We start from the raw sequence: 12,944 nt of genomic DNA on the forward strand, positions 1-12,944 counted from the left end.
CTCTATTGAGCTTGTCATTCAAAAAATTCGAACAGATCTTTGGTCGACTAGAATAAAAAAAGCGCGACCCAAACAAGGAGCCGCGCTTATGCCCGTCACAGGCTGAATTTACATGTCAACATGCAAGCATGAAACAGCATGGACATCACTGCCTTTAATCTGAGGCTTTTGTTGCGCACAAAGGTCCGTTGCTTGAGGACAGCGAGTTCTGAATACACAACCAGATGGTGGGTTAATTGGCGACGGTAAATCGCCTTCCAACATTTGGATTTTCTTCGAACGCTCTAGTTTTGGATCAGGAATCGGTACCGCCGACATCAACGCCTTGGTGTAAGGGTGTGATGGGTTAGCAAACAACGCCTCTGAAGTACCAAGTTCAACTGCATTACCTAAGTACATCACCAATACACGGTCTGAAATATGTTTCACTACCGATAAATCATGAGCGATGAAAACTAAACTCAGGCCGAGCTCTTTTTGTAGCTCTTTAAGCAAGTTAACCACCTGCGCCTGAATCGATACATCAAGCGCCGAGACTGGTTCATCACAAATGATCATTTTCGGGTTCAGGATAAGTGCACGCGCGATACCAATACGCTGGCATTGACCACCTGAAAATTCATGCGGATAACGGTTAATCACATTAGGTAACAGACCAACTTTAGCCATCATCTCTTTAACGCGATCTTTCACCTCTTGCTTAGAAAGCTCTGGGTAAAACGTTTGTAGCGGTTCAGCGATAATATCACCAACCGTCATTCGCGGGTTTAATGAGGCAAGTGGATCTTGGAAAATCATCTGAATTTGCTTACGTGTTTGACGACGTTCAACTTCTTTCATTTTAGTCAGGTCATCACCCAACCAAACGACTTCGCCTTCTGTCGCTTCAACTAAACCGATAATGGCACGAGCAAACGTGGATTTACCACAGCCTGACTCACCAACTACGCCTAATGTTTCGCCTTCGTATAGTCGGACATTAACACCATCCACCGCTTTTAAGTTTGACGGTTTAGACCAAGGCCAAGCCGATTTTGAGGCAATATTAAAGTGAACTTTGAGATTCTTTACATCGAGTAATAATGGTTTTTGTACGCTCATTTTGTCCAAGCCTCCCAATCAGAAAAACAAGCACGTTGACGGCCATCTGCAAATGGCAGCAACACGGGTGCTTCACGCTTACAACGGTCCGTTACACGGTGGCAACGTTCTTGGTAAGGGCAACCTGGTGGTAAGCGCAGTAGGTTTGGTGGGTTACCTGGAATAGTTGGTAAGATTTCACCTTCCGTATCCAAACGAGGAATGGCTTTTAATAGGCCTTCAGCGTAAGGGTGGCTTGGGTTATAGAATATTTCATCAACAGAACCGTACTCCATCGTACGTCCTGCATACATCACCAACACTTTGTCACAAGAGCCAGCAACAACGCCTAAATCATGAGTGATCATAATAATGGCAGTATTGAATTCACTCTTAAGTTCGTTCAACAGATCCATGATCTGTGCTTGAACTGTTACATCCAATGCTGTTGTAGGCTCATCAGCAATCAGCAGTTTTGGACGACATAACAACGCCATCGCAATCATCACACGTTGGCGCATACCACCTGAAAATTCATGTGGATACATAGTAATACGCTTGCGAGCTTCAGGGATCTTCACTGCTTCTAGCATGCGAACCGATTCTTCAAACGCTTCAGCTTTACCCATACCTTTATGCAGCATGAGTACTTCCATCAATTGGTCACTCACCTTCATATAAGGGTTCAGTGACGTCATTGGGTCTTGGAAAATCATCGCAATTTGCTGAGCACGAACTTTGTTCAGTGCTTTTTCTGGCAAATTAAGAATCTCATTTCCTTCAAATTTTGCACTACCGCTAATAATACCGTTCTTCGCCAGCAGTCCCATAATAGCAAATACCGTTTGCGATTTACCGGAACCTGACTCACCTACGATACCTAAGGTTTCACCTTGATTCAGCGAGAAGTTTAAGTCGTTTACTGCGGTAACAATACCATCTTGAGTGGTAAATTCGACACGCAGATCTTTGACATCTAATAAGCTCATATTGCTTTCCTTAATACTTTTAATTATCTGTCTTTAGGATCCAGCGCATCGCGCAGACCATCACCAACATAGTTAAAGCAGAACAGGGTGACCACCATGAATGCTGCTGGAAACGACAGTTGCCAAATTGCAACCTCCATCGTATTTGCGCCTTCTTGTAGCAACGCCCCCCAGCTAGTCATTGGCTCTTGCACACCAAGACCAAGGAAAGATAAGAATGATTCAGTCAAAATCATACTTGGAACCAGTAGTGTTGAATAAACCGCAACAATACCCAAAACGTTTGGCACTATATGACGAGTAATGATTTTCCATTTACTCACACCACAGACATGTGCCGCTTCAATGAACTCTTTACTACGTAAGCTCAACGTTTGACCACGCACAATACGCGCCATATCGAGCCAAGCGATGGCACCAATAGCGACGAAGATCAGGACAATATTGCGCCCGAAGAAAGTTACTAAGACAATCACCAAGAACATGAACGGGATCGCGTACAGAATTTCAAGAATACGCATCATGATACGGTCAACACGGCCACCAATAAAACCGGAAGCGGCGCCATATAAAGTGCCAATCAGTACCGCAACCAATGCGCCCATTACCCCAACTAGTAACGAAATACGTCCACCAACCAAAGTACGCACATACAAGTCACGTCCGAGCGCATCTGTACCAAATAAGTGCTCCATAGAAGGCGCTGCATGCATTGAATACCAGTCTGTATCTTCATAGGTATAAGCTGAGAACATTGGCAGGAAGAATACCGCCAAGGTAATTAATAATAAGATGAACAAACTCACCATCGCCGCTTTATTACGCATAAAACGGATACGAGCATCTTGCCATAAACTGCGACCCTCAATTTCCAGGCTTGCTGAAAATTTCTCGATCGCTTCTAAATTTTCTTTTTTCGTTAACATAACTATACGTCCCTGTTAGTAGCGAATTTTAGGATCGATATAAGCGAGCAAAATATCCACAATCGCATTGAATATGATAAATAAGAAACCAATGAGAATAGTGACACCCATGACCAATGAATAGTCACGGTTAAATGCAGCATTAACGAATAACTTACCGATACCAGGCAAGCCAAAAATCGTTTCGATAACAACAGAACCGGTAATGATGCCGACAAATGCAGGACCCATATAAGAAACCACAGGTAACATGGCTGGCTTTAAGGCGTGTTTGATGATGATATAGCCGTAACTCAGACCTTTAGCGCGCGCGGTACGGATAAAGTTACTGTTGAGTGTTTCAATCATCGAGCCACGAGTAATACGTGCAAAAGTCGCAACGTATAACATCGACATACCAATGACGGGCAGTGCCATATAGGCAAAGGAGCCATCCTTCCATCCCCCTGCAGGGAACCAACCTAGATTAATCGAAAATATGTAGATAAGGACTGGCGCCAGCACAAAGGAAGGCATAACCACCCCGAGCATAGCGGTCGCCATGATCGAATAGTCAAGCCAGGTATTTTGCTTCAACGCAGCAATCGTACCGACCGACACCCCCATAATGACGGTAAAAACAAACGCAGCAAAACCGACCTTGGCTGACACAGGAAGTGCATCAGCAACCAGTTCATTTACTGTAAAATCTTTATATTTAAAAGAAGGTCCAAAATCACCTTGCAATATATTGGTCAAGTAAGTGAGGTACTGTTCTGACACTGGCTTATCTAAGCCATATTTTGCGTTGATGTTAGCGACAACTTCAGGTGGCAATGTACGTTCGCTTGAAAACGGGCTACCCGGAGCAAAACGCATGAGAAAGAAAGATACCGTGATCAATACCAACAGGGTTGGGATCGCTTCAAATATCCTTTTTGCGATGAATTTAAGCATTAACTCACTCTTTCAGTCTGTGACAATTAAAATTAAAAAGACGCTGCATGTACATTCTTATCAGTTGATAAATACATGCAGTGTCTGTAGTCATTATATTTTTATAAGCTTAAGTTGAATTACTTAGCTTTAATGTAAAGATCTTTTGAGTAGATCTTATCTTCCGCGTTGTTTGATGGATAGCCACCAACTTGTGGAGAGACTAGACGAGATTTAACGTATTGATAAATCGGTGCTATAGGCATATCGCGCGCTAGCAATTTCTCAGCTTCAACATACAATGCCGATGTTTCTGCATCTGACGTTGCGGCCATGGCTTTATCCATCACTGCATCGTATTCAGCGCTATGATACTTAGGATCGTTCGAGCTGTTGTTCGATTGCATTAAAGAAAGGAATGCCGATGCTTCATTGTAGTCACCACACCAACCAGCGCGAGTCACATCAAAGTTACCTTGGCGACGCGTATCTAAGTACGTTTTCCACTCTTGGTTTTCTAGTGCAACTTGCACACCCAGTGATGATTTCCACATAGATTGAATTGCTGTAGCAATTTTCTTGTGGTTTTCAGATGTGTTGTATAGAAGCGTAAAAGAGAGTGGATTCGACTTATCGTAACCCGCTTCTGCTAGTAGCTTTTTAGCTTCAGCAATGCGCTCTTTTTGGTTCAACTTACCATAAGCCGGCATTTCAGGGTTGAATCCAGCTGTAATTTCAGGCGTCAAGAAATAAGCAGGTTTTTGGCCTTGGCCAAGAATAGCATCAGAGATGATGTCACGGTCAATCGCGTACGATAGTGCTTTACGGATACGAACGTCATCAAACGGCGCTTTTTGGTTGTTGAAACCGTAGTAGTATGAACACAAGTTACCTTGAACTTGAACAGACTCTGGGTATTCTTTTTTCAAGCGTTTGAAGTGCTCAATAGGCAGTTCGTTGGTGATGTCAATTTCACCAGAAAGGAAGCGGTTCATTTCCGCCACTTGGTTTTCAATTGGTAGGTAAGTAACCTTATCAATAACCGTGTGTTCGTTATCCCAGTAATTAGGGTTACGCTTTAGCTCTAAACGCTCGTTCACTACCCAGTTTTCAAGAACGTATGCACCATTACCAACAAAATGTTCTGGCTTAGTCCATTTATCACCATATTGTTCAACCGTCGCACGATGAACAGGCTTCACTGTTGTGTGCCCCATCATTTTTACGAAATATGGCAGTGCTGACTCTAGTTTAATTTCAAGCGTGTTAGCATCCAATGCTTTCACACCTAGAGTTTCTTTGTCTTTTTTCCCTGCGATAATATCTGCCGCATTTTCCATGGTAGTCATTTCTAAGTACCAAGAGTATGGAGATGCGGTCACTGGATCTACTGAACGCTTGAAGCTATAAACAAAGTCTTCAGCCGTTACAGGATCGCCATTTGACCATTTTGCATTTTTACGCAGATGGAAAATGAACGTTTTGTTGTCTGTCGTTTCCCAACTTTCCGCGGCACCTGGGATAGTGTTGCCGTCGGCATCTTGGTTGACCAAACCTTCCAGCAGGTCACGAATTACGTTTGACTCTGGCACACCTTCAGTTTTGTGTGGATCAAGAGAAGCAACCTCAGTACCGTTACCACGAACGAGTTCCTGAACTTTTGCCAATTGAGTACCAGCTGGAACGTCAGCTGCAAGAGTAATAGTGGAAGTGGCAGCCACTGCCAAACCAGCACCTAGAAGAAGGGCTTGGGTGATTTTATTTTTATACATGCATAAACTCCAAGTTTTTATTTTGCATCCATGACTTCCTCACAAGGTATCTAGAACGGCTAGATATTTAGATTTATTTAGCGCAAAAACTAAGCAGAAAAATCTAAAACCTTACAAGGAGTGCGGCACACATTATCAATCATTGAAATAATTTGCCATAAAAACGTCGTAAAAAGTCGCATAATCCTCCGACCAGACACTTAAATCAGTGGAAAAAAATGTCTAATAACCAAAAGTCAGTTCATTAAAGCAAATAATACATTTTGATTGTGATCACGGTACCAAATCATCTACCACAACACGATTTTACAACATCTTATGCTAGAGATTTGCTGAAAAATCTAGCACTAGCGGTATCGTAGATCTAGCGTTAACTAACGATTAACTTTCCTAATTACATGTTCTGTGAAGAAAGTTACCCTTTCAGAAAAATAACACCACGACAACCTGTAAAGTAATATTTACAAATTAATGAATAATAAATGATATACCCAAACAACTTGAAGTTGCAGGTAGGCGGCAAGTGAGTTCATCCCCATGAGCATAGATAAACTATGTGATTGGGGTGAGCGAATGTAGCCAACACCGCTGCAACTTCAAGTAGGAAGGGTATAGAGCTAACTGTAAACGGCCCGGTTGTCGCATTAAAACGACAATGAGGATTGAATAACGCCATTCTCACTACTTTATAAAATAGCGAGAATGACACTCAGAGATGAAAGACGCGACTAAGAAGAGTGGATAAATTCAGCAAGGTTGATTAAACGGCGTTGATGCTCTGATACATAAGGGTTACTCACATCCCAAGCATATCCCGCAAGGATTGAACAAATCATTTGTTTAATGCGTGAGTTCGGATTTTCATAAAAGATCACATCTTGCAATGTGCCGTTATACCACCCTTCCACATAGGTTCTAAACACATCAACGCCGACCATTAATGGTTGTGAATAATCTTGATGCCAGTCAACCCGTTGACCTTTTAACTGATTAACGACACACGATGTAGCCAATTGCGCGGACTTCATCGCGATGGTGACACCAGAAGAGAATACGGGGTCTAAAAATTCACCAGCATTACCTAACAAAGCATAATGACGAGTCGCTAATTGCTTTACGTTCGCCGAATACCCGCCCAACTCTCCTGCAGGATTAGGGAATTGTGCGTTATTTAGAATTGCAGCAAGCTCTGGAACTTCACTCACTAATTGCTGAATGGTATCAATTTTTTCACTCGGATACTGAGCGAAAAAGTCAGGCTCTCCGACAACACCTAATGAGCAGACACCATTTGAAAATGGGATAAGCCAATACCACACATCTGGGTGAACCGGGTGAACCGAAATTAATATTTTATTCCTATCATATTGCTCTTGAGGTGAATCGATATTATCAACAATATGAGTAAAAATAGCCTTACGCGGTGGTAAACAAGAAGGTTCTTCCAATTCAAGTAGCTTTGGCAACACACGACCAAATCCACTCGCATCAAGTACATATTCTGCTTCAATCTGATATTCAACACCCTCTGAATCCTTAACAAGCAACAGTGATTGACCGTCTTGGAACTGGATATCAAGTAATTCATGCTGATAGCGAATTTCAACTCCCTGCTCAACCGCAGAATCGGCAAGGACTTTATCAAAGTGACTTCGCTGCACTTGGAAGGTCGTTCCTGGGCCCGATGAAAATTTATCGGTGAAGTCAAATTGGGTATAGACGCCATTTTTGCGAAAAGCAGCACCATCTTTATATTGAAAGCCAGCGTTGACAACCGATTGCAGCATCCCTGCTTCTTCAATCACTTCCATACAAGCCGGAAGTAAGCTTTCGCCAATAGAAAAACGAGGAAACTGAGCTTTTTCTAGAACAATAACGTCAATCTGCTGAGCATGGAGCAACGCAGCTGCCGTCGAACCTGAAGGACCCGCACCAATAATGACGACTGGTGTATTCTCTTTATTCATAATAGGACTCATATTTCTGGAGTTAATCTTGGGCTTTTAGTTGTAATAAAGTATGGCCAAGACCAATGTTGTCCGTTCTTTTTACAATTCCCAGCCCCGCTTCAGCCACAATTTCTAAGAAATCCTCACTACGGTAAAAACGACTGTTCCCGTTAGCTAAGCAAGTGAAATAAAGAGAGGTAGCATTGAGACTAAAAGACGCAGCATCATATTTCTGTGCGTCCCAAAACAGTTCAAGAATATACACTGTGGAGTCAGGTGTAAGGTTAGCGCGTACTCGCTTTAAAATACTCAATATTTCCATCGGTGAGAAACAATCTAAAAATTGACTCATCCACCACACATCTGCCTTTTCAGGAAGTGGTTGTGATTTATCAAGCATATTGGCTGGAAACGGATGAATACGATCCACAAAACCTTGTTGGTCTGCATTGCGCATTGCCATCTCAAGTTGCTGAGGTAAATCAACAATGGTCACTTCAACATCAGCATCATAGCCACAGCATTGCAACGCCCATTTACCCGTATTGCCACCAATATCCACCAAGCGCTTAGGTTTGTTAGCAAAAACCTCGGCTAACAATACGGGAAATGAGCGATCAGAATAAAAATGGTCAAACTTAAACCAGCTCTCTTTGGCTTTCTGTGGTAATCGCGATAAACCTTGGTAAATAGTTTCCCAATCCCCCAACTCTTTTAAACCCGCAGGTTTGCCCTCAATAATGGATTCCGTTAGATGCATCATCGCCGCGTAGCAAACGTCAGCAGTAAAATCCATATTCGCTTGCGTCATCCCATCATGAAGTAAAAAGATACCAAGGTTAGCGAGTGAATAATTAGGCTTATCCCATAAAACGATATGAGCGCTAATGGCCATATCTAGTAGCACTTTCACACCGTATTCAGACACACCAGTACACTGCGCTATTTTTTCTGCATCTAATCCTTCCGCTCCTGCCTCATCTAAAACCGCTAAAATACCGAGATCACGCAGTGTGCGAGCTGTATGAAAAACAATGGGAGCAAAAGAAAGCTTTTGTGCTTCCGTTTTCGCTTCTAAAGCGTTGTAAGGATCTATTTTTTGATTTAACACGTAACAACCTAATTTAAAATTTTCGAACAATATCCCAACACTTAATCCAACTTCCGCTCAATTCATTAAAAACATTATTTAAGTCAATGATACAAACAGTTATAGTTGTAAGGATTCATCATGTGCCATAGTATTTAACCCCAGCGAAAACAATTCAATATCTTATGTCAAATCAACAGCAATTAATCACACTAAATATTGATACTTGGAAAGCAAATTCGGCTGGCCTAAGTAACTATCAAGATTGGCAAGAATGGGCAAGTACTCAAATATGGCCAGAAGATGCGACATTAAATGTTGCCAATATTCCTGCGATGATGCGTCGTCGTATGAGTACTTTAAGTAAGATCGCCGTTCAAACCGCACTGGAAATAATTCAAGATCAAAAAATTGACTACATGGTTTTTTCTTGCCGCCATGGCGAATTACACCGCAGTGTCGATATCGTCAAGGCTATATTGCAAGGTGAAGAAGCATCACCAATGGCATTTTCACAATCGGTTCATAATACATCTGCAGGGTTAGCGACCATAGCGACTAAACAACCAATACCATTAACCTCTATCGCCGCTTCACAAAATACCTTCCAAAGTGCTCTGCTAGAAGCTTGGCTGTATCTCGCAGAACATCCAAACAACAAAGTACTGTTAGTTGATTTCGACGAACCTTTGCCAGATGAATATCAACAATTTGAAACTCATCATTACCAGGGTTACGCCTTAGGTCTCGTTATTTCTCAAGGTTCAAATTTAACGATATCATCTTGCCCTTCAACTAACGAAAAACTCACAATGCCTCAAGCGTTAACTTTTCTTAAGCACTATTTATCCCATCAATCTAGCTGGATAATTGAAGGCTCAACGCATGCTTGGCAATGGCAACGTACATGTTAAAGATCAATCAATATTGGCGAGTTTTCGCCACTGGTTTTTGTTTCGCTATATTCGGCCTTGGTGGCCTGTTTCTCAGTTTTATTGCCATCCCGCTTATTTCATTGTTTTCTCGCCAAAGCATCAAGCGTGAATATCGAGTACAAAAAAACATCCAATTCACATTCAATTTATTTTGCAAATTAATGAAACTCACCGGAGCAATTGATTATAAAATTGATGGTGCAGATATTTTAAAACAAGATAAAAACTGTCTTATTGTCGCTAATCACCCAAGCTTAATTGACTATGTTTTAATTGCTTCGCAGTTAAAACAATGCGATTGCTTAGTCAAATCTGCAATTTGGGCGAACCCATTTATGAAACATATTGTTAAAGCGGCGGGCTACATACCTAATGAAACTCCAGATGATTTATTGAATTTGTGTGAAAAGCGCTTTGATCAAGGCAATGTACTGTTAATTTTCCCTGAAGGGACTCGCACCACCCCAGGGATTAAGTCAAAACTACAACGTGGCGCAGCACAAATTGCGATAAGAACCCAACGTGATTTGCGACTTATCCATATTACTGTTTCTCCTCACTTTCTTACTAAAGAAAGCAAATGGTATCAGGTACCCAAAACTAAACCCTTTTTCCATGTGGAAATTAAAGGTAAAATCGAGACGCAGTCCTTTATCGATCAAGCTGTGAATGCAACCACTGCAGCTAGGCATTTAAACCGCCATCTTGCAGATAAGCTTTTCCCCTCAAAACAACATTAGTATTCACTAAAAAACGATAATATTTTTAGCAACCATTTGCATACAAACAAGCAGGTTTACGTGGAAACACTACATAAAGAAATCAAACAACTGATCATTGAAGCTCTTAACCTCGAAGATATCACTGTTGAAGAGATTGACTCCGATGCACCATTATTTGGTGATGGCTTAGGCTTAGATTCTATTGACGCTTTAGAGCTCGGTTTGGCGATTAAAAAGAAGTACAATATCGTTATTGACGCGGATGATTCCCATACTCGCCAACACTTTGCATCAGTGGCAAATTTAGCACGTTATATTTCATCTCAAACTAACCACAAATAAACAGATAGCGTTATGACAGAAGTAAACCAACAAGTATTTGATCAAGTTAAAGAAGCTCTCGTTGAATTATTTGAAATTGATGAATCTGAAATTCAACCTGACGCACATCTGTATCAAGATTTAGATCTCGACAGTATCGATGCTGTCGATCTTGTCGTCCATCTACAAAAAGTAACAGGAAAGAAAATTAAACCTGAAGAGTTTAAAGCCGTTCGCACTGTTAATGACGTTGTAGAAGCGGTAATTGAACTTGTGAAGGAAAACTAATGCGCCAATTGCTGACAATTTTGTCTGCAATTGTCCTGCTTGCCTATCCTTTCGCTGTCTATTTAGGGATCAATGAATTTGGTCTACAGACTGTTGGAATTCTACTAGCCTGTATTTTCGGCTTAAGAATAGTAGCAGGGCAGCAGGCCAAAATTCAGGAATTGAAGCAATTAGCGTGGATAAGTGGGCTGATTGGCCTGACTTTAGCCCTATTAGGCATAGTCTTTAAACAGCATGGTTGGTTACTATTTTATCCCGTTGTCGTCAATGTATGCATGCTGAGTGTTTTTGCGTTAAGCCTTAAACAAAAGCAGACCATCATTGAACGACTCGCTCGCTTACAAGAACCAAACCTCCCGCAAAGTGGCATTGCCTACACACGCACAGTAACCAAAGTGTGGTGTGTTTATTTTATGTTCAACGGCGTTATTGCCCTATTTACTTGTTTTCAATCTATCGAAATCTGGACCTTATACAACGGCCTCATCAGCTACCTCCTTGCAGGTGCTATCTTTGCTGGGGAATGGCTTGTAAGACAAAAAATTCGTCAAAGCTAGGCAAACTATGAATATCGACAACAACGATTTTTATTCACTTTCCACTTTATTGTCATCGCCAAAAGACCGTGATCATGTCGTTGCTTTTGATCGGGGAAAGCACATCCGTTGGTCACAATTTCTGTTTGACATAGCTCAACTGCGAGATCGATTGTGTCAGCATAATACTCACTATATTGCATTATGCTCTAATAATAGTTATCTCTTTGCTGTTGGATTTTTTGCGGTGTGTCATGCCAATAAATCTTTGGTTTTACCGGGAAACTATCAACCAGCGGCTTTAGCCGAACTCAGCCCTTATTTTGAACTTCTGCTGTGTGATGAAACTATTCATCACACCCATTTAACCGACAGTTTGCTTCTAGAGCATTCACAACATCCCAGCTCATTGATTGAATTCCCAGCACTCGATCTAACCCAACATAGCATCACGCTGTTTACGTCTGGAAGCAGTGGCATACCGAAAGCCATCGTTAAAACACTGCATCAACTTGACGTTGAAATTGCTATTTTAGAAAAGCTCTGGGGCGCTGTGCTGCAAGATTCAAAGATAGAAAGTACCGTTTCGCATCAACACATCTACGGCTTACTATTTCGCCTATTATGGCCCCTATGCTCTGGTCGAGCATTCGCAATTTACAACTTAGAATTCCCGGAACAAGTGATCGCTCACGCGCAACCAAATACGACCTTAATTAGTAGCCCAGCATTATTGAAACGACTAACTCAAGAAGAACATGCCAAGCCAATGTGCGCTGTTTTTTCTTCTGGGGGGCCACTCACCTATAGCGCATCCTGTCATGCGGACACCCTATTTCATCAACGCCCGATAGAAGTCTATGGCAGTACAGAAACTGGTGGGATAGCCTACAGACAGCAGCACAATGAAATGCAACCTTGGCAGTTATTTCCATCTATTGATGCACAGCTCAATCATGAAAACTGCTTAGCTTTGCGTTCAGCCCATATTGATCCTAACGGTTGGTACCAAACGGCTGATGAATGTGAGTTCACGGACACACGACACTTTATTCTTAAGGGGCGTACCGATCGCATCATAAAAATCGAAGAAAAGCGGGTATCTCTTGTCGAAGTCGAAAAACGACTTGAACAATTAACTTGGATAGTTGAAAGCGCCGTTCTTCCACTACAAGATGGCGAGCGCTTAATCCTAGTCGCTGCACTTGTGTTATCGCCAGAGGGAGAGATCAAACTAGCTGAGCTCGGAAAAGGAAAATTCTGGTTATTATTACGTTCTGAATTACGTCAATGGCTTGAACCAATCGCTTTGCCTCGCCGCTTTAGAGTGGTAAAAGAGATCCTACTCAACAGTCAAGGCAAACGCCTAATGACAGAACTCGTCACACTATTTCAACCATCATGATGATTAAGCCCAACAC

General features: G+C 41.9%; 13 protein-coding genes. 6 read left to right on the forward strand and 7 right to left on the reverse strand.

Going from position 1 to position 12,944, the window contains the following annotated elements; translation table 11 throughout:
* Positions 1–108 precede the first annotated feature (108 nt).
* The 7 genes from oppF to AACW06_RS08400 form a co-directional block, all read right to left on the reverse strand.
* On the reverse strand, positions 109–1,101 hold the full coding sequence (gene oppF, locus AACW06_RS08370; protein WP_053309275.1) for a murein tripeptide/oligopeptide ABC transporter ATP binding protein OppF: 993 nt from the start codon (positions 1,099–1,101) through the stop codon (positions 109–111).
* The gene (locus tag AACW06_RS08375; protein ID WP_172533094.1) at positions 1,098–2,069 is read right to left on the reverse strand and encodes an ABC transporter ATP-binding protein; all 972 of its coding nucleotides are present in this window, start codon (positions 2,067–2,069) and stop codon (positions 1,098–1,100) included. The genes oppF and AACW06_RS08375 overlap by 4 nt, the downstream gene beginning before the upstream one ends.
* A 23-nt stretch (positions 2,070–2,092) precedes the next feature.
* Positions 2,093–2,995: an oligopeptide ABC transporter permease OppC gene (gene oppC / locus AACW06_RS08380; RefSeq protein ID WP_053309273.1), complete on the reverse strand. Its 903-nt coding sequence runs from the start codon at positions 2,993–2,995 to the stop codon at positions 2,093–2,095.
* Positions 2,996–3,010: 15 nt separating this feature from the next.
* A complete protein-coding gene (gene oppB, locus AACW06_RS08385; RefSeq protein WP_192074723.1) occupies positions 3,011–3,931 on the reverse strand; it encodes an oligopeptide ABC transporter permease OppB in 921 nt (306 codons plus the stop codon).
* 119 nt (positions 3,932–4,050) lie between these two features.
* Positions 4,051–5,682, reverse strand: a complete 1,632-nt coding sequence (locus tag AACW06_RS08390; protein ID WP_053309271.1) for an ABC transporter substrate-binding protein — start codon at positions 5,680–5,682, stop codon at positions 4,051–4,053.
* A gap of 728 nt (positions 5,683–6,410) precedes the next feature.
* Positions 6,411–7,649: an NAD(P)/FAD-dependent oxidoreductase gene (locus AACW06_RS08395; protein WP_192074724.1), complete on the reverse strand. Its 1,239-nt coding sequence runs from the start codon at positions 7,647–7,649 to the stop codon at positions 6,411–6,413.
* A gap of 22 nt (positions 7,650–7,671) precedes the next feature.
* Entirely contained in the window at positions 7,672–8,742 is a 1,071-nt protein-coding gene (locus AACW06_RS08400; protein ID WP_192074725.1) for a methyltransferase, read from the reverse strand.
* 164 nt (positions 8,743–8,906) lie between these two features.
* Here AACW06_RS08400 and AACW06_RS08405 point away from each other — a divergent pair, with 164 nt between their 5' ends.
* Genes AACW06_RS08405 through AACW06_RS08430 form a run of 6 tightly spaced genes read left to right on the forward strand, consistent with a single transcriptional unit; the run spans position 8,907 to position 12,928 of the window.
* Positions 8,907–9,635: a beta-ketoacyl synthase chain length factor gene (locus AACW06_RS08405; RefSeq protein ID WP_192074726.1), complete on the forward strand. Its 729-nt coding sequence runs from the start codon at positions 8,907–8,909 to the stop codon at positions 9,633–9,635.
* The gene (locus AACW06_RS08410; RefSeq protein ID WP_192074727.1) at positions 9,629–10,396 is read left to right on the forward strand and encodes a lysophospholipid acyltransferase family protein; all 768 of its coding nucleotides are present in this window, start codon (positions 9,629–9,631) and stop codon (positions 10,394–10,396) included. Before AACW06_RS08405 ends, AACW06_RS08410 begins: the two co-directional genes overlap by 7 nt.
* A gap of 60 nt (positions 10,397–10,456) precedes the next feature.
* Positions 10,457–10,720, forward strand: coding sequence for a phosphopantetheine-binding protein (locus AACW06_RS08415; protein WP_053309267.1), 264 nt, complete (start codon positions 10,457–10,459; stop codon positions 10,718–10,720).
* A 12-nt stretch (positions 10,721–10,732) separates the two neighbouring features.
* Positions 10,733–10,987, forward strand: a complete 255-nt coding sequence (locus tag AACW06_RS08420) for an acyl carrier protein (protein ID WP_053309266.1) — start codon at positions 10,733–10,735, stop codon at positions 10,985–10,987.
* Positions 10,987–11,544 (forward strand): hypothetical protein, encoded by a 558-nt coding sequence (locus tag AACW06_RS08425; RefSeq protein ID WP_192074728.1) that lies wholly within the window; start codon positions 10,987–10,989, stop codon positions 11,542–11,544. The genes AACW06_RS08420 and AACW06_RS08425 overlap by 1 nt, the downstream gene beginning before the upstream one ends.
* Before the next feature lie 7 nt (positions 11,545–11,551).
* On the forward strand, positions 11,552–12,928 hold the full coding sequence (locus tag AACW06_RS08430; protein ID WP_192074729.1) for an AMP-binding protein: 1,377 nt from the start codon (positions 11,552–11,554) through the stop codon (positions 12,926–12,928).
* Positions 12,929–12,944 lie beyond the last annotated feature (16 nt).

It is taken from the genome of Vibrio sp. S12_S33 (genome assembly GCF_963889785.1).
Taxonomy (GTDB): Bacteria; Pseudomonadota; Gammaproteobacteria; order Enterobacterales; family Vibrionaceae; genus Vibrio; species Vibrio aestuarianus.

Bases quoted from the DNA above. Each gene is read 5' to 3' on its own strand.
- oppF (WP_053309275.1), bottom strand. From the start codon at position 1,101: ATGAGCGTACAAAAACCATTATTACTCGATGTAAAGAATCTCAAAGTT.
- AACW06_RS08375 (WP_172533094.1), bottom strand. From the start codon at position 2,069: ATGAGCTTATTAGATGTCAAAGATCTGCGTGTCGAATTTACCACTCAA.
- oppC (WP_053309273.1), bottom strand. From the start codon at position 2,995: ATGTTAACGAAAAAAGAAAATTTAGAAGCGATCGAGAAATTTTCAGCA.
- oppB (WP_192074723.1), bottom strand. From the start codon at position 3,931: ATGCTTAAATTCATCGCAAAAAGGATATTTGAAGCGATCCCAACCCTG.
- AACW06_RS08390 (WP_053309271.1), bottom strand. From the start codon at position 5,682: ATGTATAAAAATAAAATCACCCAAGCCCTTCTTCTAGGTGCTGGTTTG.
- AACW06_RS08395 (WP_192074724.1), bottom strand. From the start codon at position 7,649: ATGAATAAAGAGAATACACCAGTCGTCATTATTGGTGCGGGTCCTTCA.
- AACW06_RS08405 (WP_192074726.1), top strand. From the start codon at position 8,907: ATGTCAAATCAACAGCAATTAATCACACTAAATATTGATACTTGGAAA.
- AACW06_RS08410 (WP_192074727.1), top strand. From the start codon at position 9,629: ATGTTAAAGATCAATCAATATTGGCGAGTTTTCGCCACTGGTTTTTGT.
- AACW06_RS08420 (WP_053309266.1), top strand. From the start codon at position 10,733: ATGACAGAAGTAAACCAACAAGTATTTGATCAAGTTAAAGAAGCTCTC.
- AACW06_RS08425 (WP_192074728.1), top strand. From the start codon at position 10,987: ATGCGCCAATTGCTGACAATTTTGTCTGCAATTGTCCTGCTTGCCTAT.
- AACW06_RS08430 (WP_192074729.1), top strand. From the start codon at position 11,552: ATGAATATCGACAACAACGATTTTTATTCACTTTCCACTTTATTGTCA.